The sequence below is a fragment of the Serratia sp. DD3 genome, from assembly GCF_000496755.2.
In genome coordinates this window covers 16,916-40,477 of record NZ_AYKS02000041.1, presented here as the reverse complement: position 1 = coordinate 40,477, position 23,562 = coordinate 16,916, and the positions used below count along the sequence as shown (strand labels likewise).

Sequence of the window (23,562 nt, the reverse complement as noted above, 5' to 3'; positions counted from 1 at the left end):
ACCCCTCTGTTTTTGGCATCAATCCTGCGGAATAATGAGCGTGCGATCGAGCGGCGCTACGTCCGATTTTAATTTGTTAACCCGTTTAAGCTCACTCACACTAACACCATAGCGCGTCGCGATGGATGATAACGTATCGCCACGCGTCACTTTGTGTTTAGTCGCCTTGGTACTTTTTGCCTTGGTTTGCGCTGGTGCGGCTGTTTTATTCCCAGCGGGCACTTTCAAACGTTGGCCGACCCAGACTCCCTCTTTCTTCAATTTATTCAGCTCGCGCAGCGTCGCCATGCTAGTACCGTAACTTTCGGCAATACCAGAAAGTGTCTCTGCAGGTTTTACCACATGGATTTGCGTTTTCCCGACACTCACTTTCGCACTGCTGGCGCGGCCCACAGGCTGAGGTTGTCTTAAATCTTGCGTCCTTGGACTAACCGCCGCTGTGACGCCCAGCGGACGGTCTTCCACCTTTGGGTCGGCTTGTAGCGGATGCGCCAGGAAATAATTGCGCAAACCGTTATGGATTGCCCGCGCAATTTTATCCTGATAAGCGCCACTGCCCAGCAGTCGCTCCTCTCTGCTATTACTGATAAAACCGGTTTCTACCAACAGCGATGGAATATCTGGTGAACGCAGCACCCCCAGACTGGCATGCTCCGGGCGGCGTTTGTGTATTGCACCCACAGTTTGCAATTGGTTCAGCACCCTCACTGCGACGTCGTAACCGACGCGTTGTGAATGACCAAATTGCAGGTCGAGCACCGCCTGGCTAAGATAAGGGTCTGCTTTGCTATTTGCCAGCAAATCACCCGCTCCCCCCAATAGCTCAGATTGTTTCTCGTTTTGTTCCAACCAACCCGCCATTTCACTGTTCGCCCGACGATTAGAGAGAACCCAAACCGAAGCACCACTGGCCTTACGGTTAGGTGCCGCATCGGCATGGATGGACACCAAGACATTAGCCGCCTGCTGGCGCGCCACATCGGAGCGCCCCATCACCGAGATAAAATAATCGCCATTACGTGTCATTACCGGTTTGAACATCGGATCAGCTTCCAGCAGGGCTCGTAGACGCTGGGCAATAGCGATGGTCACGTTTTTCTCTTTGAGCCCATTGGGCCCGATGGCGCCTGGGTCTTGCCCACCATGACCCGCATCGATCGCTACCACCACACGATCGCCAGAGCCGCCAGAAGAGCGGCTACTGCGCGCTGTCGGTTGCGTTGTCGTGGTAGTCGATGTGGACGTGGATGTTACTGCTGGCTTATTGGTAAAGGGGTTAACCCCTGCAGGTGCTTTACGCCCAGCCTCGCTGACTGTCGAAGTTGACGTGGGCACTCGACGTACAATGTCCTTGCCAACTGTTTCCTTACCAGCTATGTCCTGCTTCGGGCTCTCTTCGGCAGTAATGGTGAAGACCACAATATAGGTGTTCCCCTCCTGACGCATAACCGCCTGGGTTTTCGCCCGTTGGGTGAGATCAAACACCAAGCGTACCTTCTGAGCATCCGGCGCCTTAGCGCTACGAATGCCTTTGACCAGATTCTTACCACTAAAATTTAAGGGTAGGCCACCCACTTTCCCACTCTGTTTCACATCCAGCAGGACGCGCTCCGGGCTATGCGCCGAAGAAAACGTATACTCTGGTGGGCCGGTAAAGCTTACCGATACGACGGCCTCGCGTTGCTCATTGGTCACTTTGATATCAGCTAAAAAAGACGCTGCCCAGGCCCCCATTGGCCAACACAGTGCAAGCAAGGCGATGACAGCAAATGTTCTTAATCTATGCATCATTGCCCTGTCATCCTTGCTGTCGGTGAATTCGTTCTAGCAACTGCCCACCATAGGAGGAAACAGCCTGGATCTGCGCTTGTCGACCTTGGTCATGATAAGCAAGATGTAACTCCAGGTCTGGAGTAGGGAGTACACCAGACCCCTGCTGCGGCCATTCAACCAAACAAATGGCATCTTGGGCGAAATAATCACGAACCCCCATAAATTCAAGCTCTTCTGGTGAGGCCAGACGATACAAATCAAAGTGATAGACGGGTAGCGGCTGCAAGGTATAAGGCTCAACTAAGGTATAAGTGGGGCTTTTCACCTTACCTTGGTGCCCCAATGCCTGCAGAAAACCCCGGCTAAAGGTGGTTTTACCGGCACCTAAGTCGCCATAAAGATAAATAACACTGGCACGATCACATGCCTTGGCCAAAGTGGCCCCTAATGCCACTGTCGCTGCCTCATCCGGCAGAGGTAAAACAAGCTCTTTCATTCGATTAATGTCTATTTTACCCATTCAGGGTTAACGTAATGGGGAATCATCGGCAACAAATCGGTTGCCAATAATCCTCTTGTTCCTTGCTTCGCCGCAATGTTGTCTGCCACTGCGCCATGAACCACACAACCTGCACAGGCGGCATCATACAGTGAGAGCTTTTGTGCCAGCAAACCACCGATAATACCCGACAGCACATCGCCCATACCACCGGACGCCATACCTGCATTGCCCACATCGGCAATCGCCATTTCCCCTTGCGGCCCGGCAATCAATGTACCCGCCCCTTTCAGCACCGCCACACCGCCATATTGCACAGCCAGTTTACGTACTGCTAGTAAGCGGTCACTCTCAATATCAGCGGTGCTACAGCCTAATAAACGCGCGGCTTCACCTGGGTGTGGGGTAATCACACGATTCTGACGCTTCTCTGGCGCTAATGCCAGCATGTTAAGTGCATCAGCATCCCATAACGCTGGTTTATCACTGGATTGCAACCGCTGCAACGCATTCCTGCCCCAATCACCTTGGCCTAGCCCTGGCCCCACCACGATCACATCCGCCCACTCGATAGCCTGGTGCAAGCTATCATCCGTTAACGGCTGCACCATCAGTTCTGGGCGAGCGGTTAATAACGGCGCGACATGTTCATGGTGAGTAAGTACTCGCACTAAACCTGCACCGCTACGCAGTGCGGCTTCGGCGGCCATGCGTATCGCACCACCCAAACCATGATCGCCCCCCACCAGCAGCAAGCGCCCATGATCCCCTTTATGGGAACATGGACGACGCGGTTTCAGCCACTGCCCCAGGTTGTCCGCGGTAATCCGCTGAATTTGTAGCGGTTGTGTTACCAACCAGTCTGCTAATCCTAGCGTATTACAGTGCAATTGCCCCACCCAATCGCGGGCTTGCCCGGTAAGTAACCCCGGTTTGAGCGCAATAAACGTTAATGTCTGTGTCGCGCGAACCACGGCTCCTGGTGTGGCACCACTTTCAGCCAGCAAGCCAGAAGGGATATCCAATGAAATAATCGGTACACCCACTTTATTAGCCGTTTCGATCAACCCATCATAAGGTGCTCTTGGCGCAGCCGCTAATCCGGTCCCTAACAAACCATCAATAATCAGGTCAATATTCTCTGGCCAGTGGCTATTGGCCGACTGAATTTCGCCACCACACTCAAGCCAGGCTTGCCGTGCAGCCGCAGCTTCCGGCGGTAGGGGGTGAGCGCTTTGTACCGCAATAACCGTGACCTGAGTACCTACTGCTGCAGCCAAACGAGCGACAACATAGCCATCACCCCCATTGTTACCGTGCCCACACAAAACCAACCAATGGTTACTGTGCGGGTAGCGCTCATGGGCCAGCGTATAAGCCGCAGCACCTGCTCGCTGCATCAATGAATAGAGTGAAATACCCTGTGCTGCTGCCGCTAGCGGCTCCGCCTGCCTGATCCAATCTGCAGACCAGACAGAGTGTGGTAAACTGGAGCTGTACTGTTCCTTATTATGGCTCGTCATGACACACCCCTTCGATCTCAATCAACTTGCCCAACATATCAAGCAATGGGGGCAATCGCTAGGATTCCAACAAGTCGGGATCTGCGATACCGATCTGACTGCTGAAGAACCTAAATTGCAGGCCTGGCTGGATCAGCAGTACCACGGTGAAATGGCCTGGATGGCACGGCATGGCATGTTACGTGCGCGACCACACGAGTTATTACCCGGTACACTGCGGGTTATCACAGTACGTATGAATTACCTGCCTGCCAACGCACGATTCGCCAGTACGTTGAAAAACAGCGAGTTGGGTTATATCAGCCGCTATGCACTGGGGCGTGATTACCACAAGCTATTACGCCAACGACTAAAAAAGCTGGGAGAGCAGATCCAGGCCTATTGCGGTGAATTAAATTTCCGCCCGTTTGTTGATTCGGCCCCCATCATGGAGCGCCCTCTGGCCGCCAAGGCCGGTATTGGCTGGGTGGGTAAACACTCACTACTCCTCAACCGTGAGGTGGGTTCATGGTTCTTTCTCGGGGAATTGCTGATTGATCTGCCCTTGCCAGTGGATAAGCCCGTGGAAGATCACTGTGGCCGTTGTGTCGCCTGTATCACCACTTGCCCCACAGGGGCGATTGTCGCACCTTACACCGTTGATGCCCGCCGCTGTATTTCTTACCTGACCATCGAGCTGGAAGGCACAATCCCTGAAGAATTCCGTCCATTGATAGGTAACCGTATCTATGGCTGCGACGATTGCCAGCTGATTTGCCCATGGAATCGCTTTTCACCACTCAGCGATGAAGCAGATTTTAGCCCACGGGCGGCGTTACATGCCCCACCTCTCATCGAGTTATTCAGTTGGAACGAAGAAAAATTCCTGCGCATCACCGAAGGTTCCGCCATCCGCCGTATCGGACATCTGCGCTGGCTACGTAATATCGCAGTGGCTCTCGGTAACGCCTCTTATCAGGATATTATTGTCATCGCATTACGCTCCCGACTGGGTGAAAATCCGATGTTGGATGAACACATCACCTGGGCAGTGACACAACAACTGACGCGACGTGAAACATTAGGGATTGAGGTACAAACCACACAGCAAAAACGTTTAGTTCGCACCATAGAAAAAGGATTACCAAGGGATGCTTAAGGCCAATGGCAGGCCTATCATTCCCACCTCGCAATGCCCTTTGTGGATTTGTGCATAAAAATAAAAATGTGTTGTCTTTCAACCGTCACAAAAAGAACAAGTGATCTGGATAACATTTTTTGATAAATAAAACTAAATATTTATCAATGAGATATAAAATTCACTTAGATTGCGTTGTATTTTTTAGCGACAGGCGGAATGTACACAAGTTGTGGATAACTCTGTTCACAACATTTTATCTGGATATGTTTCAAGTTGCAGTTAATCCCTCTGCCACTTGCGTGGTGATCGGTATCTGCTCACCATTAATCAAGTCAACAATAACATTCTTATTCAGGCTGACGAATGACGTCTTACAGGAGAAAGAAATGTCTGAAGCATTACGGTACCGTTTGCTGTTTTCATTATTAATGTCAGGTTTAATGACTTTTTTAATCCCTGCCTGGGTGACTTTTATCAACCTCGGTTATCACCCCGGTTTTTTCCGGCAATGGATGCACGCTTTTCTGCTGGCATGGCCAGTCGGTTTCACTGTCGTTGCTTTATTTGCCCCGACAGTGCAAAAAATCACTCGCCGATTATTACAATCCGAGTCTTGACCCTTCCTCACAGAGTAAGGTCTTCGTTAACCGCGAAGATCTTGCTGTTGTTATTCTTTGAGGCTCAAGGGGTGAGTTGAGGTTTGGCACCGCGTATTTTGACGTTGGTTACAGCAAACCACAGGGCGGCATTGTGTGCTTAGACTGGCAATAGAGAAAAGTACGGACGATGTTATTGCAACAGGCCGATGTACTTGAATAGGGACTTCTTGCACATGGCTTTTAGGGGATAACCCTGAATTTAAAAATGACTTATCACTTTAATTTTCAAACGGTTTTAGACATCAATGGAAGTCTAAAACCGGAAAATTGGAGCGGGAAACGAGACTCGAACTCGCGACCCCGACCTTGGCAAGGTCGTGCTCTACCAACTGAGCTATTCCCGCCCGGCGTATCGATGGTGGCAATGTCATAATTGTTCATCGGTACGGGGTGCGCATTATACGAGAAATCTTTTTCGCCGCAAGCCCCCGAAAGCAAAAAAATCGCGAATTTTGTTTAATCGCTGTTTTAAGCGCCAAGGTGAATAATTAATCTCCACGGCAAGGCATTGCAGGGGGATTTGACGCATTACAACTGAATAAAATGTTCGCGATAATAAGCCAGTTCTGCCACTGACTCACGGATATCATCCAGTGCCTGGTGAGTCCCCTGTTTCTGAAAACCGGGCAATATTTGCGGTTTCCAGCGGCGAGCCAGTTCTTTCAAGGTACTGACGTCAAGATAACGGTAGTGGAAATAGGCTTCTAATAGCGGCATATAACGGAACAGGAAACGGCGATCCTGGCCAACGCTGTTACCACAAATGGGGGATTTACCCGCAGGAACCCACTCTTGCAAGAAAGCAATCGTCGCCAGTTCAGCGGCACGATCATCAAACTGGCTGGCTTTGACCCGTTCCACTAACCCACTCCCGGTATGAGTGCGAACATTCCAATCATCCATCAACGCCAGTTGCTCATCAGATTGGTGTACGGCGATCACCGGGCCTTCAGCCAAGATATTCAAATCTGCATCCGTCACGAGAGTCGCAATCTCGATAATACGGTCACGTTCAGGATCCAGCCCTGTCATCTCCAGATCGATCCAAATCAGGTTATTCTCTTTTCCTGCCATGATGCTTCCCCACTTAACAAGTAAATCGGATTATTTTGGGTATAGATTGTCCTTTCAAGCTCATCGGGACAGGTAATTTACCCTCTGACTGCAACTTGAGTGAACTTGGGTATAAAATAGTGTGTATCATAGCCTTTTTGCTCACCCCGAGCGATAAAAGCCCAAGACTCAAGTGAGGCGTAGTGACTAAGAACAAACTGTCCAAAGGCCAACAGCGTCGAGTGCAGGCGAATCATCAGCGCCGCCTCCGCAGTGACAATAAACCTGAGCTGGATGACAACCAACTCGGTGAACCGCAGGATGGTATCGTCATCAGCCGTTTCGGCATGCATGCCGACGTGGAAGCAGCCGATGGCAAACAACATCGTTGTAATATCCGCCGTACCATTCGTTCACTGGTCACCGGTGATCGTGTAGTATGGCGCCCAGGGGTGGGGCCGTTCGAAGGTGTCAAAGGCATCGTCGAAGCGGTACATGAACGCACTTCAGTGCTCAATCGCCCAGATTTCTACGATGGTGTCAAACCCATCGCCGCCAACATTGATCAGATCGTCATCGTCTCAGCGATTCTACCGGAACTTTCACTCAACATGATTGATCGTTACTTGGTTGCCTGTGAAACACTGGCTGTGGAACCATTGATTGTGCTGAACAAAATCGATCTGTTGGATGATGGTGGGCGCAAGCGGGTCAATAACATGATGGGTATCTACCGTCATCTCGGTTATCGCGTTCTGGAAGTCTCCAGCCAGACCCGTGAAGGTATGGACGTTTTTGAGCAGGCACTGGTTGGGCGTATCAGCATCTTCGCCGGGCAATCCGGCGTTGGAAAATCCAGTTTACTGAATGCCTTGCTACCATCGACAGAAAAGCAAATTCTGGTAAATGAGGTTTCTGAGGTATCCGGCCTGGGGCAACATACCACTACAGCGGCACGACTGTATCACTTTCAACATGGCGGGGATGTTATCGACTCCCCTGGCGTGCGTGAGTTTGGTCTGTGGCATCTGGAACCTGAACAAATCACGCGTGCCTATGTGGAATTCCGCGACTATTTAGGCGGGTGCAAATTCCGCGATTGCCGCCACGATACCGATCCGGGCTGCGCTATTCGCCAAGCCGTCGAGAATGGAGCCATAGCGCAAGAACGTTTTGATAATTATCACCGTATTCTGGAAAGCATGGAGCAAGTTAAAACTCGCAAACACTTCCCAGATAGCGATAACTGATCTGCTGGTATAGAACACAGGTTCACGCAAGCGACCACTAAAAGGCAATTCGCTGGTAAAACCAGCAACACAATGGTGTTGTGTTTTCGACATTATGATTATGTGCATTTTTATACGTTTTCAAGAGGTTAACGTGCTAGATAGTCTCAAAATTAAATTACAGTATTGGCTGCCAAAACTGGCACTGACCCGTCTTGCGGGTTGGGGAGCAGAAAAAGAAGCCGGTTGGCTGACGCAACAGGTGGTGAAACTCTTCGCCCGCTATTATCGTGTGGATATGCAGGAAGCACAGAACCCTGACCTGAATTCCTACGCTACCTTCAATGACTTTTTCGTGCGTCCATTGCGCGAGGGTGCGCGCCCCATCGTTGCAGAACCTGATGTGCTAACCCTGCCTGCCGATGGTGCTATCAGCCAATTAGGCCCGATCCTTGATGATCAGATTTTCCAGGCTAAAGGCCACCACTATGGGCTAGAAGCCTTATTGGCAGGCAACTACTTGCTCGCGGAATCATTCCGCAATGGCCTGTTTGCTACCACCTATCTCGCCCCCCGTGACTATCACCGTGTTCATATGCCTTGTGATGGCACATTGCGTGAAATGATTTACGTGCCAGGGGATCTGTTCTCCGTGAACCCATTAACTGCCGCCAACGTGCCAAACCTGTTTGCCCGTAATGAACGCGTGATCTGCGTGTTTGATACCGTCGTTGGCCCAATGGTGCAGATCCTGGTAGGTGCAACTATTGTTGGCAGTATCGAAACCGTCTGGGCAGGTACTGTCACACCGCCACGTGAAGGCATTATCAAACGCTGGGCCTATCCTGCAGAAGGGATGGAAGGTGCAATTTCGTTGGTCAAAGGTGACGAGATGGGCCGTTTCAAACTGGGGTCTACTGTGATCAATCTGTTCACTGCCGGCAGCGTGGAGTTCGCCCCTCATCTGAACAATGGCACCGTGACCCGTATGGGCCAGGCTTTCGCGCAAATCGTGTCCATGCCAGACGCTAACATCACTTCGCCAAGCTAAGGAGCTGACGCTGTGCGCCTGATTATTTCATTACTGTTCAGCCTGTTATTCGTTCAACCGGTTCTGGGGGCGACGGTCCCCAACGAATCGCAATTACAGCAGGAATTAAAACAGGTTGAGAGTAACAAAAATGCCCCTAATCAGGCGGAAACCATTGAGGCGTTGCAAAGTGCGCTAAACTGGCTTAATGAGCGTAAAGAGTCACAAAGCAACGCTGAACAGTTCCAGCGGGTGATCGACGGCTTTCCGAAGATGATACAAGAGTTGCATAAGCAACTCGCCGAAGAAGAAAGCAAAACCCCGTCCAATGGCGACAATCTGCCAACCAGCGAACTGGAACAACTGATCCTGCAAACCAGTAGTCAGTTATTAGAGCAGGCACGTCTGTTACAACAAGAGCAGGAACGCTCACGGGATATCAGCGACTCTCTCAACCAATTGCCACACCAGCAAAGTGAGGCGAGACGCTTATTAGCAGAAGTGCAACAGCGGCTACAATCCCATGGGAAAAACCAAACTACGCCACTGGCACTGGCGCAGTTGGCACAATCACAAGCTGAATTGGCAGCCAGAAAAGCGAGAGTCGATGAACTGGAACTGGCGCAACTTTCCGCTAATAACCGTCAGGAATTGGCACGTGTCCGTGCCGAAATCCATAAAAAACGCCATGAAAAAACAGATATACAACTGCAGGCCTTGCGCAATAGCCTTAATAGCCAACGCCAGCGTGAAGCTGAGCTCGCACTAGAGAAAACCGAGCAATTAGCAGAGCAGAATAACGATCTGCCCAAAAGCATCAGCCAGCAGTTACAAATCAACCGCGAGCTGTCTACCGCCCTGAACAATCAGGCTCAGCAGATGGAGTTGATCTCTTCCCAACAACGCCAAGCCGCGGCTCAGACACTGCAGGTCCGTCAGGCGCTCACCTCAATCAGGGAGCAAGCACAATGGCTTGGAGCCTCTACGGCCTTGGGCGAGACACTGCGTGCACAAGTAGCTACGTTGCCAGATGCACCCAAACCACAGCAGTTGGATCGCACTATGGCCAATCTGCGGGTACAACGTTTACAGTTTGAAAGTCAGTTGGAAAAGTTACCCCAGCAGGCGAGAAATCTGAAACAGGATGATGGTTCTCCACTGACCGATGCCCAACAACGCATTGTTGATGCCCAGATACGAACACAACGTGAACTGCTGAATTCACTCCTGTCTGGCTGTGATACCCAAATTCTTGAGCTGACCAAGCTAAAAGTTGCCAACACTCAGTTGGTGGATGCACTTAATGACATCCGTGATGCGACACATCGCTACCTGTTTTGGGTCGCGGATGTCAGCCCGATAACACTCTCTTACCCACTTAATGTCGCCTCTGACCTGACCCGACTGCTGTCACTGGATACCCTCACCCAGCTCAGCGGCGCCTTTATGATGATGGTGACCAGCCGGGAAACAATAATCCCCCTTTTTGGGGCCGTCTTGTTGGTGATCTTGAGCATCAGTTCACGCAGGCACTACCACGCATTTCTCGCCCGGGCCAGCAGTAAAGTGGGTAAGGTGACACAAGACGAATTTTCGCTAACGTTACGTACTGTATTCTGGTCAATTCTGGTGGCCTTACCCCTACCGGTATTATGGGCGGCAATGGGTTTTGGCCTGCAAAATGCTTGGCCGTATCCCGTCGCTGTCGCGATAGGGGATGGCGTCACCGCGACACTGCCCGTGTTATGGGTGTGTATGATCAGCGCAGCCTTTGCCCATCCGCAGGGGCTGTTTATCGCTCATTTCGGTTGGCCAGTGAAACAGATCTCCCTCGCCATGCGTTATTACAAGATGTCGATCTGGCTGATTGTGCCGCTGATTATGGCATTGATTACTTTTGACAATTTTAATGATCGTGAATTTGCCAGCACCCTCGGACGCCTGTGTTTTATCTTGTTATGCCTGGCGCTGGCACTACTTACTAACAGCCTGAAACGCGCCGGTATTCCGTTGTACCTGGATAAAAAAGGGAGTGGTGAGAATATCGTCAATAGCGCATTGTGGGGATTATTACTCTCCGCCCCACTGATTGCCGCATTTGCTTCGGCCATCGGCTACCTGACTACCGCCCAGAAACTACTGGCACGTTTAGAAACCTCGGTGGCCATCTGGTTCCTGCTATTAGTGGTTTATCATATTATCCGCCGTTGGATGTTGATCCAGCGGCGCCGCATTGCATTTGAACGAGCCAAGCAGCGCCGTGCTGATATTCTGGCCCAACGAGCCAAAGGTGAAGGTGAGTCAACACCGGCGCCCAGCAGCACAGAGGGGGCAATTGAGGTTGATGAGACAGAAATTGATCTTGATACAATCAGTGCACAGTCACTGCAGTTGGTACGCTCAATCCTGACCATGATTGCCCTGGTTTCAGTGATTGTTTTATGGTCCGAAATACATTCCGCATTCGCTTTTCTGGAAAATATTAAGCTCTGGGATGTGATGTCTACCGTCAATGGAGTCGAGACCGCCCTACCCATCACCATGGGTGCCGTGTTGATCGCCATTCTGGTCATCACCGTTACCATGCAACTGGTGCGTAATTTGCCTGCACTGCTGGAATTGGTGGTGTTGCAGCACTTGGATCTGACCCCTGGCACTGGCTACGCCATCACCACCATCACTAAATATTTGCTGCTGCTATTTGGCGCAATTCTCAGTTTTTCTTGGATTGGTATTGAATGGTCAAAGTTGCAATGGGTAGTTACCGCACTCAGTGTGGGCTTGGGCTTTGGTATGCAAGAGATCTTCTCCAACTTTATCTCGGGCCTGATTATTTTGTTTGAAAAGCCGATTCGTATCGGCGATACAGTGACCATCCGCAACCTGACGGGGAATATCACCAAAATCAACACCCGGGCGACCACCATTTCAGATTGGGACCGCAAAGAGATCATCGTGCCCAACAAGGCATTTATCACCGAGCAGTTTATCAACTGGTCGCTGTCTGACTCCATCTCTCGTGTGGTGTTGACCGTCCCGGCCCCCGCTGAGGCTGACAGTGAAGAGGTCACCAGGCTCCTGATGACGGCAGCAGAACGCTGCGCGCTGGTGCTGGATAACCCGGCACCGGAAGCCTATCTGGTGGATCTGCAACAGGGTATTCAAATCTTCGAGCTGCGTATTTATGCCGCCGAAATGGTGCATCGTATGCCGCTGCGTCACGAGCTCCACCAGTTGATCCTCAGCGGTTACCGTGAGCACGGTATCACCTTGCCATACCCGCCCTTCCAGGTTCGTCGCGAAACCCTCTCACGCCTGAACAATAATGGCCGCCCCGCGCAAGGAAACCCTGGCCGCGAACCTGGTGAGCTATAAAACAATCAGGGTTCAGTCAACTGAACCCTGATAACACAAGTGACAATACCCACTCACGCTTATGCTCGATCAACCGGAAACGCGATCACGTCACTTAACTTTTCCGCCCCTAAGGCCAACATCACCAGGCGGTCAACACCCACCGCGACCCCAGCACACTCAGGCATGCCCTTTTGCAACGCGTCCAGCAAGTTATTATCAATCGGCTGAGCCGTCAAACCGCGCGCCACGCGCTTACGGTTTTCCTGCTCAAATCGCTGACGCTGTTCATTACCATCCGTCAGTTCACGAAAACCATTCGCCAGTTCAATGCCTTTGAAATAGACCTCAAATCGTTCCGCTACGCGGTGATCCTCGGTACTAATCTCGGCCAAAGCCGCCTGAGAAGCAGGAAAATGATAAACGAATGCCGGTTTATCCTGGCCAATGTAGGGCTCTACCCCCACGGTGAACAGCAGTTGCAATAACGTATCGCGATCTTCTTCCGTGTCAGCGATATTACTCAAATCAAGCTTCGCGGCAGCCTCACGCAATTGCGCTTTCTCGGCCGACAAGGGGTCTATCGCCAAATGGCGCTGGAAAGCCTGCTGATAAGAGAGTGTTTCTGCACTGCTGCAGTCCAATACCTGCTGTAACAGATCATCCACCTCATTCATCAGACGGTACATATCGAAATGCGGACGATACCATTCCAACATAGTGAATTCAGGATTGTGATACCGACCCGCTTCTTCATTACGGAAACTGCGGCACAACTGATAAATCGGCCCGCTCCCGGCAGCCAGCAGGCGTTTCATGTGATATTCCGGGCTGGTCATCATGTATAACGTCAGGCCATCTGGCACACCTGGGCCAACGAAACGTGTTTGGAAGGGGACCAGATGGAGGTCAGTCACTGTCGCTTGACTCATTGTCGGTGTTTCCACTTCTAACACGCCACGATCAGCAAAAAAACGCCGGATTTCTGCCAATATCGCCGCACGCTTCAACAAATTGGCAATTGGGGCACTGGGTTGCCAGCTTGCCGTTTCGCTCATGATTATTACTCCGAAATAAAACAGGGGTGCAGTCTACTCGTATCCAGCCAAGCAAACAAATCATAAGAAAGCGAGCGTTGGGCGCCTAATTAAAATCATAAAGAACATATTAACTATACAAATCACAGGTAATAACCTCGCTCGAAAGCCACGCCAAGATATCTTATTATTTTTTGCCCAAATGCCTTTCGTTTTATGGTTAAAAGGCAAAATAATCGATCACATCAAATTTATCCTACTTAAGATTAGTTATAATTACGTCCTCATACCCAGTAGGGATTATCTATCCTTAGTTTTTAAGTTGTCAGATTAATGAATCGCCGCAATAAATTAGCAGGCGAATTATGTTATAAATATTAAGTATAGATATGAAATTGATAGTATTAACAAGAACTTTGGAGGAGTGCAGTGCAAACCTTTAACGCCGACCTAGCCATTATTGGCGCAGGGGGAGCAGGTTTACGGGCAGCAATCGCCGCCGCAGAAGCCAATCCCCAGATAAAAATTGCTCTTATATCAAAAGTTTACCCAATGCGCAGCCACACTGTGGCCGCCGAAGGAGGATCTGCAGCAGTCACTCAGCCCCACGACAGCTTTGACTATCACTTCCAGGACACCGTTGCTGGTGGCGACTGGTTGTGTGAACAAGATGTTGTTGATCATTTTGTCCACAGTTGCCCACAGGAAATGACCCAGCTTGAGCTATGGGGCTGCCCTTGGAGCCGTAAACCGGATGGTTCAGTTAACGTTCGTCGTTTTGGTGGCATGAAGATCGAACGTACCTGGTTCGCCGCCGATAAAACCGGCTTCCATATGCTGCATACCCTGTTCCAGACCTCACTGAAATACCCACAAATCCAACGCTTTGATGAGCACTTTGTACTGGATGTGCTGGTGGATGATGGTCAGGCTCGTGGCGTAGTCGCCCTGAACATGATGGAAGGTACCCGCGTCCTGATCCGCTCCAATGCGGTTATTCTGGCGACCGGGGGTGCTGGCCGTGTTTATCGTTATAACACCAACGGCGGCATCGTCACCGGTGACGGTATGGGGATGGCATTCCACCACGGTGTTCCTTTGCGTGATATGGAGTTCGTTCAGTATCACCCAACAGGTCTACCGGGTTCCGGTATTCTGATGACCGAAGGCTGCCGTGGTGAAGGCGGTATTCTGGTCAACAAAGATGGCTACCGTTACCTGCAAGACTACGGTATGGGCCCAGAAACCCCATTGGGCGAGCCAAAGAACAAATATATGGAACTGGGCCCGCGTGACAAAGTTTCGCAGGCTTTCTGGCACGAATGGCGTGCTGGTCGCACCATCCCTACGCCACGCGGCGATGTGGTCTACCTGGATCTCCGTCATCTGGGTGAGAAAAAGCTGCTGGAACGTTTGCCATTTATCTGTGAATTGGCAAAAGCTTATGTTGGCGTTGACCCGGTTAAAGAGCCGATCCCGGTTCGTCCAACCGCGCACTACACCATGGGTGGGATCGAAACTGATCAAAACTGTGAAACGCGTATCAAAGGGTTGTTCGCTGTCGGTGAATGTTCTTCCGTCGGCCTGCACGGTGCCAACCGTCTGGGCTCCAACTCACTGGCTGAACTGGTGGTCTTTGGCCGTGTAGCGGGTGAAAATGCAGCTCGTCGCGCACTGGAAGCCCCCCCTGCTAACGACAGTGCTCTCGACGCACAAGGTCGCGATGTTGAAACACGTCTCAGCAACCTGATGAAGCAAGAAGGTAATGAGAACTGGGCTAAAATCCGCGATGAAATGGGTCTGTCAATGGAAGAAGGTTGCGGGATCTACCGTACACCTGAACTGATGCAAAAGACCGTCGATAAGTTGGCTGAATTGAAAGAGCGCTTCAAGCGCGTCAAGATCACCGACTCCACCAATGTGTTCAACACCGATTTGCTGTATACCATCGAATTGGGCCACGGCTTGGATGTTGCCGAATGTATGGCCCACTCCGCGTTGAACCGTAGAGAATCACGCGGTGCACACCAGCGTCTTGATGAAGGCTGTACCGAACGAGACGATGTGAACTTCCTGAAGCATACACTGACGTTCCATAACCCGGATGGCGCACCACGCCTGGAGTATAGCGACGTGAAAATTACCAAATTGCCACCAGCGAAGCGTGTTTATGGCGCAGAAGCTGAAGCACAGGAGAAAAAGGATAAGGAGCAAGCGAATGGCTGAGATGAAAACCATAAAAATCGAAGTCATGCGCTATAACCCGGAAAGCGACGCTGAGCCGCATTTCGAAACGTTTAGCGTACCTTACGATGAGCAGACTTCGCTGCTGGATGCACTGGGCTATATCAAAGATAACCTGGCACCCGACCTGTCCTACCGCTGGTCATGCCGTATGGCTATCTGCGGCTCCTGCGGCATGATGGTCAATAGCGTGCCGAAACTGGCATGTAAAACCTTCCTGCGTGAATACACTGCGGGCATGAAGGTAGAAGCGTTAGGCAATTTCCCGATTGAGCGAGATCTAGTGGTCGATATGACCCACTTTATCGAAAGCCTGGAAGCGATTAAACCCTACATCATCGGCAATGATCGCAAACCAGCAGAAGGGACCAACCTGCAAACGCCTGCGCAAATGGCCAAGTATCACCAGTTCTCCGGTTGTATCAACTGTGGCTTGTGCTATGCCGCCTGCCCGCAGTTTGGACTCAATCCGGAATTTATCGGACCAGCCGCCATTACCCTGGCACACCGTTATAATCTTGACAGCCGTGACCACGGCAAGAAAGAACGTATGCCGCAACTCAACGGGCAAAACGGTGTCTGGGCCTGTACGTTTGTTGGCTACTGCTCTGAAGTCTGTCCGAAGCATGTCGACCCCGCCGCTGCCGTACAGCAGGGCAAGGTGGATAGTGCCAAAGACTTCATGATAGCAATGCTGAAACCGCAATAAGGGAGGGGAGACAGCAATGACAACACAACGTAAACCCTATGTACGTACCATGACGCCGACCTGGTGGAAACAGTTGGGTTTCTACCGTTTCTATATGCTGCGTGAAAGCACATCATTCATGGCCGTGTGGTTCAGTATCGTGCTGCTCTACGGCGTATTTGCGCTTAAAGGTGGCCCTGAAGGCTGGGCTGGGTTTGTCGGTTTTCTGCAAAACCCAATCGTGCTATTGATTAATATCGTGGCTCTGTTGGCTGCAGCACTGCACACTAAAACCTGGTTCGATTTAGCACCCAAGGCAGCCAATATCATCGTAAAAGACGAGAAAATGGGGCCGGAGCCAATTGTTAAAGCCCTGTGGGCGGTGACAATTGTCGTTACGGTAGTCATTCTCGCCGTAGCGTTACTGTAATCCGGAGGAAACATGATAAATCAATCACCTAAACGCTCTGATGAGCCGGTTTTCTGGGGATTATTTGGCGCAGGTGGTATGTGGGGAGCGATTGTTGCCCCTGCAATCGTGCTGCTAGTCGGGATCTTGCTACCGCTAGGCCTGTTCCCTGGCGATGCCTTGAGCTATGACCGCGTATTGGCATTTTGCCAAAGCTGGATTGGCCGCCTGTTCCTGCTGCTGATGATTATTCTGCCACTATGGTGTGGACTGCACCGCATCCACCACGCCATGCATGACCTGAAAATCCATGTGCCTGCTGGCAAGTGGGTCTTTTATGGTCTGGCAGCCATCCTGAGTGTGGTTACCCTGATCGGGGTTGCTACTCTGTAACCTCTCTGGCGGTCAACTTTCGTTGGCCGCCAATTCTCCCTACAGCTCTACCTGAATTTTTCTCTTCTGCTGTTTAGTTGATTGCGGATCTATACTGTTTATCTGTACCGATAAATAGGAATAAGCCATGAACTTCTGGTCAAAGCTTTCTGTCATATTATCTGCCCTGCTTGCGGTGGCCTGTAGCGTCAGCCCGCCAAAGGATGTCAAGGTTGTCGATAACTTCGACAGCACACGTTATCTTGGTACTTGGTATGAAATCGCTCGCCTGGACCATCGGTTTGAACGGGGTTTACAGCAAGTCAGCGCCAATTACAGCCCACGAGAAGATGGGGGTATAAAGGTGATTAACCGCGGTTTTGACGTTAAAAAACAACAATGGAAAGCCAGCGAAGGTAAAGCTTATTTCATTGGCTCACCACAGACCGCCTCATTAAAGGTCTCTTTCTTCGGCCCTTTTTACGGTGGCTACCATGTGATCGAACTGGATCCTGAATACCGTTACGCTCTGGTTTCTGGGCCAAGTAAAGATTATCTGTGGATCCTGGCGCGTACACCGACACTCGATAGCGCTACGCGGGAAAGATTGGTTCATATCGCCAAAGGATATGGTTTTAACACTGAAGCCCTGCTCTGGGTCGAGCAGCGCCCCGGCCAATAACCACTGACCCACTAACTGCTAAATTTCAGCCCTAAAATGCCGGCGATAATTAAGCACAGGCTAAGAATACGCATCATACTGGCAGATTCGCCAAGTAGTATCATGCCCATTATCGCCGCCCCCACCGCCCCAATACCGGTCCACACGGCATAAGCGGTACCTGCTGGTAATGTTTTCATCGCATTGGCCAGCAATATCATACTGGCAGCCATAGCGGCAAGCGTAATCAAACTGGGCATTAAGCGGCTAAAACCGTGGGTGTACTTCAAGCCAATAGCCCAAACGACCTCTAACAGCCCGGCAAAAATGAGGATAATCCACGCCATGAAACGGCTCCCAAACAAATAGGGTCGTCCCCGGATAAAAGAAGCGCAGGTGGGTCGTCCCATCTGGCTGAGTAGATAATTATCCCCTAGGGTTTGAATGACCATGGGGATAATTTGCAGAGGCCACAGGGGGTGACCTCTTTCAACAACGGCTTATTTAACGCGAGAAACGTATTCGCCAGAGCGGGTGTCAACCTTGATCACTTCGCCAATCTGCACGAATAGTGGGACCTTAACAACAGCACCGGTGCTCAGCGTAGCGGGTTTGCCACCTGTACCCGCTGTATCACCTTTCAAACCAGGATCAGTATCAACGATCTCCAGTTCAACAAAGTTTGGTGGTGTCACCGCAATTGGCTGACCATTCCATAACGTCACAATACACTCTGCTTGATCCAGCATCCACTTGGCACTATCACCAATCGCTTTTTCATCCGCAGCCAACTGTTCAAAAGTTTCGTTGTTCATGAAGTGGTAGAACTCACCATCGTTGTACAAGTAGGTGAGGTTCATATCAACAACATCGGCACCTTCGGCAGAATCGGTAGATTTAAACGTTTTCTCAACACGGGTACCGGTCAATAAACGGCGCATTTTAACACGTGCAAACGCCTGACCTTTGCCGGGCTTGACGAACTCGCTGGATTCGACAGCGTAAGGTTCGCCTTCGAACATGATTTTAAGACCCGGACGGAAATCGTTGCTAGAATAAGTCGCCATGATGGCCCTCTGAATAATTAAACTGGTAGCTTAGCCAAAAAAATGGCACACATTATAACCCGAAATACACTGCATAGAGAAGATTGGTTACATCAACTTGCCGATGTTATTACCGATCCCAATGAATTGCTGCAGCTTTTATCACTGAATAATCACCCCGAACTACTGCAGGGGGGTGACGCTCGCCGCCTATTTGCCCTGCGCGTACCCCGTACCTTTGCCGCCCGTATGCGCCATGGCGATGCCAACGACCCATTACTGCGACAAGTTTTAACCAGCAGTGCTGAGTTTATCAACACCCCCGGCTTTACTGTCGACCCGTTAGATGAACAACGCAGCGTAGTACCGGGTTTACTCCATAAATATCGTAATCGCGCCCTTCTGTTGGTCAAAGGGGGTTGTGCCGTCAACTGCCGCTACTGCTTCCGCCGCCATTTCCCTTATCAGGATAATCAGGGTAACAAAGCAAACTGGCTACAAGCGTTGGATTATATCCGCCAACACCCGGAACTGGATGAAATTATTTTCTCCGGTGGCGATCCATTGATGGCCAAAGACCAGGAGCTTGATTGGCTGATAGGTGAACTGGAGAACATTGCGCATCTCAAGCGGCTACGTATCCATACCCGTTTACCAGTGGTGATCCCCGCCCGCATCACCACCACGCTTTGCCAGCGTCTATCAGCATCGCGCTTGCAAGTATTGATGGTGACCCATATCAATCATGCCAATGAAATTGACCAGGAACTGTGCGCCAAGATGACGCAGTTACGCCACGCTGGTGTGACATTACTCAATCAAAGCGTATTACTGCGAGGCATCAATGATTGTCCCGATACGCTAGCTGCACTCAGCCACGCCCTGTTCGATGCAGGTATCTTGCCCTACTACCTTCATCTGCTCGATAAAGTACAAGGCGCCGCTCATTTTATGGTCAGTGATGATAAAGCTAGAGTGATTATGAAAGGCTTGTTAAGCCAGGTTTCAGGTTACCTGGTACCACGCTTAACCCGCGAAGTCGGTGGGGAAGCCAGCAAAACACCGCTGGATCTGCATCTGATGGAAAAATAATGGCTTGTTATACGAAAGAGGAATGCCAGCGCACTCCTCTTTGAACCTACCTAAGTCGTACTAAGTAGTCATTCTGGTGTTAGGGACACTTATACACTTGGCCAATCATTTTGCTTTCTCCGGGCACAAAGCTGGAGAGAAACGTCTGGCTTGGGCTGCTCACGCCATAAAGGACATTGCCCCCCATTGCGGCGGCCTTGTTACGCAAATCATTGGCTGCACCCCGCATGGAACCACTTTCACCGTCATTGCCTGCCAACCAGTTACTTTGAGAACCGGTTACTTCACCGATAAATTGGCATTCTGCGGTAGGTTTGGTCTCAGTAAATTTAACTTGCTCCCCTGCAGTACTCAGTTCGTTGCTAGTGCTACAACCCGCCAGCAACAATGCTGCCGATAGACCCAGTAAGGTTTTAATCCGCATTTTTTCCCCCATCTAATATTGAGAATGACGCAAAACTTATCAAAGAACGCTGCTATGTTTCTAGCATCCATTGCCAGCGGCCACTGGAGCCTGATCAACACCTTGAGCGACAGTTGATGAGCTATCAGTTTACACGCTAAATCAACATGATCTGCAAAAATATGTGCAACAGCGGCATTTATCCCCCATCGCGAAGCAATTTCTGCTCACCCGTCACACTATTGGGACATAGCCATAAAAAAACCCGGCACGAAGCCGGGTCTCAATACACATCGGTGCTTGGGGGGATTACATCATACCGCCCATACCACCCATACCGCCCATGCCACCCATACCACCAGCACCCATATCGGCTTTATCGTCTTTCGGCAGATCAGTCACCATACATTCGGTGGTGATCATCAGACCAGCGACAGAAGCCGCATACTGCAGTGCAGAACGGGTCACTTTGGTTGGATCCAGAATACCCATAGCGATCATATCGCCGTATTCTTCGGTGTAAGCGTTATAGCCGAAGCTGCCTTCACCTGCTTTCACTTTATTGGCAATCACAGAGGCTTCTTCACCCGCATTGATCACGATTTGACGCAGTGGAGACTCCATGGCACGCAGAGCCACTTTGATACCCACATTCTGGTCTTCGTTATCGCCTTTCAGGCCAGCAATCTTGCCTGCTACACGAATCAAGGCCACACCACCACCAGCAACCACGCCTTCTTCTACCGCTGCACGGGTCGCATGCAAGGCATCTTCAACACGGGCTTTCTTCTCTTTCATTTCAATTTCAGTTGCGGCACCGACTTTGATAACTGCCACACCACCGCCCAGTTTAGCGGCGCGTTCCTGCAGTTTTTCGCGATCATAGTCAGAAGTCGCTTCTTCAATTTGCTGACGGATCTGAGTAACACGGCCTTTAATGGCAACCTCATCACCCACACCATCAATAATCGTGGTGGTGTCTTTGTTGATAACCACGCGTTTTGCCTGACCCAGATCTTCCAGAGTCGCTTTTTCCAGCTCCAGACCAATCTCTTCAGAAATGACGGTACCGGCTGTCAGGATAGCAATATCTTGCAGCATGGCTTTACGGCGATCACCAAAGCCCGGTGCTTTAACCGCTGCCACCTTGACGATACCACGCATGGTGTTAACCACCAGGGTCGCCAGCGCTTCACCTTCAACATCTTCTGCGATGATCAACAGTGGCTTACCTGCTTTGGCAACCGCTTCCAGTACTGGCAGCATTTCACGGATGTTGGAAATTTTCTTATCAGCCAGCAGGATATAAGGGCTTTCCAGTTCAATAGAACCGGTTTCTGGCTTGTTGATGAAGTAAGGAGACAGGTAGCCACGGTCGAACTGCATACCTTCTACTACATCCAGCTCATCTTGCAGACCAGTGCCTTCTTCAACGGTGATAACACCTTCTTGAGTCACTTTTTCCATCGCTTCTGCAATCAATTTACCCACGGTGTCATCGGAGTTTGCAGAGATGGTACCTACTTGAGCGATAGCTTTAGAATCAGAGCAAGGTACAGACTGCTTTTTCAGCTCTTCAACCGCCGCAATAACGGCCTTGTCGATACCACGCTTCAGGTCCATCGGGTTCATACCTGCAGCTACAGCTTTCAGGCCTTCGGTGATGATGGATTGAGCCAGAACAGTGGCAGTGGTGGTGCCGTCACCTGCAGCATCATTGGCTTTAGAGGCAACCTCTTTCACCATTTGAGCACCCATGTTCTCAAACTTGTCTTCCAGTTCGATTTCACGAGCAACAGATACGCCATCTTTAGTGATGGAAGGTGCGCCGAAAGATTTATCCAGTATGACGTTGCGCCCTTTAGGGCCCAAGGTCACTTTCACTGCATCAGCGAGTACATTCACGCCACGGAGCATCTTCACGCGAGCGTCATTACCAAATTTTACGTCTTTAGCTGCCATTAGTATTTCCCTTCAACTTGTTCAGGTTATTAGAAGATATAAAGCGTAATTAGGCTTCAACAATCGCCAAAATGTCGCTTTCAGACATGATCAACACTTCTTCACTGTCGATCTTCTCTGCTTTCACGCCGTAACCGTCGTTGAAAATTACGATGTCACCCACCTTCACATCCAGCGGCTGGACGTGACCACTTTCCAGAACGCGTCCTTTACCAACGGCTACAACTTCACCACGCGTGGATTTACCCGCTGCAGAGCCAGTCAGAACGATGCCGCCAGCAGATTTTGATTCAACTTCTTTGCGCTTGACGATAACGCGGTCATGTAATGGACGAATACTCATTGAACGCTCTCCTGTAAGAAAGTTTCTATCAGATTTAGGGTTGTTCACCGGATTATTGATACCGGCTCCGTGGGATTTGAAATGGGGGCGTTCCATTTCCCTTCAAGGGGCAAAATCAAAAAAAATTTTAATTACTGCCAATTATCGGCTCTCTATCCAGGTTTGTTAGTCCTGCAATGCTCCTAAGGTTGACATTATGATGGGGATAGAGACAAAAATGCGGCCTGTTAGCCGCATTCGAGAAAAAATCATCGATCTTTAGGTTTATCATGATCATCCGGTTGATGATCCAGCGTGTAACGCTCATCATTTTTACGCTGGAACTCCCCGTCGAAGGTATTGCCACTGGCCGCCCCCCCATTCTGGCTCCCCCCACCTGTGCGATAAATGGAAAGGTGTGGCATTAATTTTAATGTCAGCAATTTCTGCACGGGTGGCAACAACAGCAGCAGGCCAAGAAAATCGGTAAAAAAACCTGGGATCAATAGCAGGAACCCCGCCAACACCAAGGAAACACTTTTTACCATCTCTGCTGCAGGACTTTCCCCCACAGCCAGTTTCTGTTGCATCTGCACAAAGGTTTTCACCCCCTGATTACGCACCAGGGAGACGCCAACACAAGAGGTAAAAAGCACCAACAAGAGCGTTGTTAGTACGCCTAATACCGCAGCCACTTTGATAAATAAGGATATTTCTATATAAACCAACAGAAATATCAGAAATAACGGTAACCAGCGCACCGGCTTCTCCTCTCGATAGAGTCGGCGTATCCGCACAATAGCGCATACACCACGAATAAGTTCTATAACAGACCTATTTTACTACAATGGGGACATCATAGAGTCATTTCAATCTGACGGATATTTTTATTACCCCGTTAAAAAATGTGAAGTGAACCACAGAAACAACACGCCGCCATTTTTGAAACATCAGATAGTGATCTGCGCCCACTCATTTATTACCAAGCAGCATATGATCTGGGCAGCAACAATCAGTGTGGTTAATACTTCCATACTTGATGCTATCGGCAACATTATTTTGTTATCACACATATAATTATTCGGC

22 protein-coding genes and 1 tRNA gene are annotated in these 23,562 nt (G+C 50.3%); 11 read left to right on the top strand and 12 right to left on the bottom strand.

The genetic code is table 11. From position 1 onward, the window contains the following. Positions 1-18: 18 nt before the first annotated feature. From amiB to nnr, 3 genes are read right to left on the bottom strand one after another with little or no spacing between them, the layout of a single operon-like run. Positions 19-1,791 (bottom strand): N-acetylmuramoyl-L-alanine amidase AmiB, encoded by a 1,773-nt coding sequence (gene amiB / locus IO95_RS06460; RefSeq protein ID WP_023489449.1) that lies wholly within the window; start codon positions 1,789-1,791, stop codon positions 19-21. Positions 1,792-1,798: 7 nt separating this feature from the next. Continuing rightward, the gene (gene tsaE, locus IO95_RS06455; RefSeq protein WP_037384440.1) at positions 1,799-2,269 is read right to left on the bottom strand and encodes a tRNA (adenosine(37)-N6)-threonylcarbamoyltransferase complex ATPase subunit type 1 TsaE; all 471 of its coding nucleotides are present in this window, start codon (positions 2,267-2,269) and stop codon (positions 1,799-1,801) included. Between the two features lie 11 nt (positions 2,270-2,280). Beyond that, positions 2,281-3,795 carry a bifunctional ADP-dependent NAD(P)H-hydrate dehydratase/NAD(P)H-hydrate epimerase gene (gene nnr, locus IO95_RS06450; protein WP_037384437.1) on the bottom strand — a complete coding sequence of 505 codons (1,515 nt, stop codon included), beginning with the start codon at positions 3,793-3,795 and terminating at the stop codon, positions 2,281-2,283. Between nnr and queG the strand changes: the two genes are divergently transcribed. Beyond that, a complete protein-coding gene (gene queG / locus IO95_RS06445; RefSeq protein ID WP_023489446.1) occupies positions 3,794-4,933 on the top strand; it encodes a tRNA epoxyqueuosine(34) reductase QueG in 1,140 nt (379 codons plus the stop codon). The two genes, nnr and queG, sit on opposite strands and share 2 nt — an antisense overlap. Before the next feature lie 368 nt (positions 4,934-5,301). Further along, a complete protein-coding gene (locus IO95_RS06440) occupies positions 5,302-5,532 on the top strand; it encodes a DUF2798 domain-containing protein (protein ID WP_023489445.1) in 231 nt (76 codons plus the stop codon). 310 nt (positions 5,533-5,842) lie between these two features. Here the strand turns inward: IO95_RS06440 and IO95_RS06435 are convergent. Then, positions 5,843-5,918, bottom strand: a tRNA-Gly gene (locus IO95_RS06435). A 184-nt stretch (positions 5,919-6,102) separates the two neighbouring features. Continuing rightward, positions 6,103-6,648, bottom strand: a complete 546-nt coding sequence (orn, locus tag IO95_RS06430) for an oligoribonuclease (RefSeq protein ID WP_023489444.1) — start codon at positions 6,646-6,648, stop codon at positions 6,103-6,105. A 182-nt stretch (positions 6,649-6,830) separates the two neighbouring features. Between orn and rsgA the strand changes: the two genes are divergently transcribed. The 3 genes from rsgA to mscM all read left to right on the top strand — a co-directional run bounded on the left by rsgA (position 6,831) and on the right by mscM (position 12,261). After that, entirely contained in the window at positions 6,831-7,877 is a 1,047-nt protein-coding gene (rsgA, locus tag IO95_RS06425; RefSeq protein WP_023489443.1) for a small ribosomal subunit biogenesis GTPase RsgA, read from the top strand. A gap of 133 nt (positions 7,878-8,010) precedes the next feature. Further along, positions 8,011-8,907: an archaetidylserine decarboxylase gene (gene asd, locus IO95_RS06420; protein WP_023489442.1), complete on the top strand. Its 897-nt coding sequence runs from the start codon at positions 8,011-8,013 to the stop codon at positions 8,905-8,907. A 12-nt stretch (positions 8,908-8,919) separates the two neighbouring features. Continuing rightward, a complete protein-coding gene (mscM, locus tag IO95_RS06415; protein WP_023489441.1) occupies positions 8,920-12,261 on the top strand; it encodes a miniconductance mechanosensitive channel MscM in 3,342 nt (1,113 codons plus the stop codon). 59 nt (positions 12,262-12,320) lie between these two features. Here the strand turns inward: mscM and epmA are convergent, their stop codons facing one another. Continuing rightward, positions 12,321-13,298 carry an elongation factor P--(R)-beta-lysine ligase gene (gene epmA / locus IO95_RS06410; RefSeq protein ID WP_023489440.1) on the bottom strand — a complete coding sequence of 326 codons (978 nt, stop codon included), beginning with the start codon at positions 13,296-13,298 and terminating at the stop codon, positions 12,321-12,323. 408 nt (positions 13,299-13,706) lie between these two features. Here epmA and frdA point away from each other — a divergent pair, with 408 nt between their 5' ends. From frdA to blc, 5 genes are all read left to right on the top strand, one after another. Then, positions 13,707-15,503 (top strand): fumarate reductase (quinol) flavoprotein subunit, encoded by a 1,797-nt coding sequence (gene frdA, locus IO95_RS06405; RefSeq protein ID WP_023489439.1) that lies wholly within the window; start codon positions 13,707-13,709, stop codon positions 15,501-15,503. Continuing rightward, positions 15,496-16,230 (top strand): succinate dehydrogenase/fumarate reductase iron-sulfur subunit, encoded by a 735-nt coding sequence (locus IO95_RS06400; RefSeq protein ID WP_023489438.1) that lies wholly within the window; start codon positions 15,496-15,498, stop codon positions 16,228-16,230. Before frdA ends, IO95_RS06400 begins: the two co-directional genes overlap by 8 nt. Positions 16,231-16,246: 16 nt before the next feature. Then, positions 16,247-16,639, top strand: coding sequence for a fumarate reductase subunit FrdC (gene frdC, locus IO95_RS06395; protein ID WP_023489437.1), 393 nt, complete (start codon positions 16,247-16,249; stop codon positions 16,637-16,639). 12 nt (positions 16,640-16,651) lie between these two features. Next, positions 16,652-17,011, top strand: coding sequence for a fumarate reductase subunit FrdD (frdD, locus tag IO95_RS06390; RefSeq protein ID WP_023489436.1), 360 nt, complete (start codon positions 16,652-16,654; stop codon positions 17,009-17,011). Positions 17,012-17,138: 127 nt separating this feature from the next. Further along, on the top strand, positions 17,139-17,672 hold the full coding sequence (blc, locus tag IO95_RS06385) for an outer membrane lipoprotein Blc (RefSeq protein WP_023489435.1): 534 nt from the start codon (positions 17,139-17,141) through the stop codon (positions 17,670-17,672). Between the two features lie 11 nt (positions 17,673-17,683). Here blc and sugE read toward each other — a convergent pair whose 3' ends face one another. Both sugE and efp read right to left on the bottom strand, forming a co-directional pair. Further along, the gene (sugE, locus tag IO95_RS06380) at positions 17,684-17,998 is read right to left on the bottom strand and encodes a quaternary ammonium compound efflux SMR transporter SugE (protein WP_023489434.1); all 315 of its coding nucleotides are present in this window, start codon (positions 17,996-17,998) and stop codon (positions 17,684-17,686) included. Between the two features lie 153 nt (positions 17,999-18,151). Next, positions 18,152-18,718: an elongation factor P gene (gene efp, locus IO95_RS06375; protein WP_037384432.1), complete on the bottom strand. Its 567-nt coding sequence runs from the start codon at positions 18,716-18,718 to the stop codon at positions 18,152-18,154. A gap of 42 nt (positions 18,719-18,760) precedes the next feature. Here efp and epmB point away from each other — a divergent pair, with 42 nt between their 5' ends. Next, positions 18,761-19,789, top strand: coding sequence for an EF-P beta-lysylation protein EpmB (epmB, locus tag IO95_RS06370; RefSeq protein ID WP_023489038.1), 1,029 nt, complete (start codon positions 18,761-18,763; stop codon positions 19,787-19,789). A 79-nt stretch (positions 19,790-19,868) separates the two neighbouring features. Here the strand turns inward: epmB and IO95_RS06365 are convergent, their stop codons facing one another. The 4 genes from IO95_RS06365 to IO95_RS06350 all read right to left on the bottom strand — a co-directional run bounded on the left by IO95_RS06365 (position 19,869) and on the right by IO95_RS06350 (position 23,237). Beyond that, positions 19,869-20,213 (bottom strand): DUF4156 domain-containing protein, encoded by a 345-nt coding sequence (locus IO95_RS06365; RefSeq protein ID WP_023489037.1) that lies wholly within the window; start codon positions 20,211-20,213, stop codon positions 19,869-19,871. A gap of 288 nt (positions 20,214-20,501) precedes the next feature. Continuing rightward, the gene (gene groL, locus IO95_RS06360) at positions 20,502-22,154 is read right to left on the bottom strand and encodes a chaperonin GroEL (protein WP_023489036.1); all 1,653 of its coding nucleotides are present in this window, start codon (positions 22,152-22,154) and stop codon (positions 20,502-20,504) included. Between the two features lie 49 nt (positions 22,155-22,203). After that, complete coding sequence (locus IO95_RS06355; RefSeq protein WP_023489035.1) at positions 22,204-22,497, bottom strand: co-chaperone GroES; 294 nt, start codon at positions 22,495-22,497, stop codon at positions 22,204-22,206. 248 nt (positions 22,498-22,745) lie between these two features. Further along, positions 22,746-23,237, bottom strand: a complete 492-nt coding sequence (locus tag IO95_RS06350) for an FxsA family protein (RefSeq protein WP_023489034.1) — start codon at positions 23,235-23,237, stop codon at positions 22,746-22,748. Positions 23,238-23,562: the final 325 nt, after the last annotated feature.

Coding starts and splice junctions, on each gene's coding strand:
- IO95_RS06440 (WP_023489445.1), top strand. CDS start 5,302: ATGTCTGAAGCATTACGGTACCGTTTGCTGTTTTCATTATTAATGTCA.
- IO95_RS06365 (WP_023489037.1), bottom strand. CDS start 20,213: ATGCGGATTAAAACCTTACTGGGTCTATCGGCAGCATTGTTGCTGGCG.
- nnr (WP_037384437.1), bottom strand. CDS start 3,795: ATGACGAGCCATAATAAGGAACAGTACAGCTCCAGTTTACCACACTCT.
- orn (WP_023489444.1), bottom strand. CDS start 6,648: ATGGCAGGAAAAGAGAATAACCTGATTTGGATCGATCTGGAGATGACA.
- amiB (WP_023489449.1), bottom strand. CDS start 1,791: ATGATGCATAGATTAAGAACATTTGCTGTCATCGCCTTGCTTGCACTG.
- sugE (WP_023489434.1), bottom strand. CDS start 17,998: ATGGCGTGGATTATCCTCATTTTTGCCGGGCTGTTAGAGGTCGTTTGG.
- epmA (WP_023489440.1), bottom strand. CDS start 13,298: ATGAGCGAAACGGCAAGCTGGCAACCCAGTGCCCCAATTGCCAATTTG.
- IO95_RS06400 (WP_023489438.1), top strand. CDS start 15,496: ATGGCTGAGATGAAAACCATAAAAATCGAAGTCATGCGCTATAACCCG.
- queG (WP_023489446.1), top strand. CDS start 3,794: ATGACACACCCCTTCGATCTCAATCAACTTGCCCAACATATCAAGCAA.
- groL (WP_023489036.1), bottom strand. CDS start 22,154: ATGGCAGCTAAAGACGTAAAATTTGGTAATGACGCTCGCGTGAAGATG.
- tsaE (WP_037384440.1), bottom strand. CDS start 2,269: ATGAAAGAGCTTGTTTTACCTCTGCCGGATGAGGCAGCGACAGTGGCA.
- efp (WP_037384432.1), bottom strand. CDS start 18,718: ATGGCGACTTATTCTAGCAACGATTTCCGTCCGGGTCTTAAAATCATG.
- frdC (WP_023489437.1), top strand. CDS start 16,247: ATGACAACACAACGTAAACCCTATGTACGTACCATGACGCCGACCTGG.
- frdD (WP_023489436.1), top strand. CDS start 16,652: ATGATAAATCAATCACCTAAACGCTCTGATGAGCCGGTTTTCTGGGGA.
- epmB (WP_023489038.1), top strand. CDS start 18,761: ATGGCACACATTATAACCCGAAATACACTGCATAGAGAAGATTGGTTA.
- blc (WP_023489435.1), top strand. CDS start 17,139: ATGAACTTCTGGTCAAAGCTTTCTGTCATATTATCTGCCCTGCTTGCG.
- IO95_RS06355 (WP_023489035.1), bottom strand. CDS start 22,497: ATGAGTATTCGTCCATTACATGACCGCGTTATCGTCAAGCGCAAAGAA.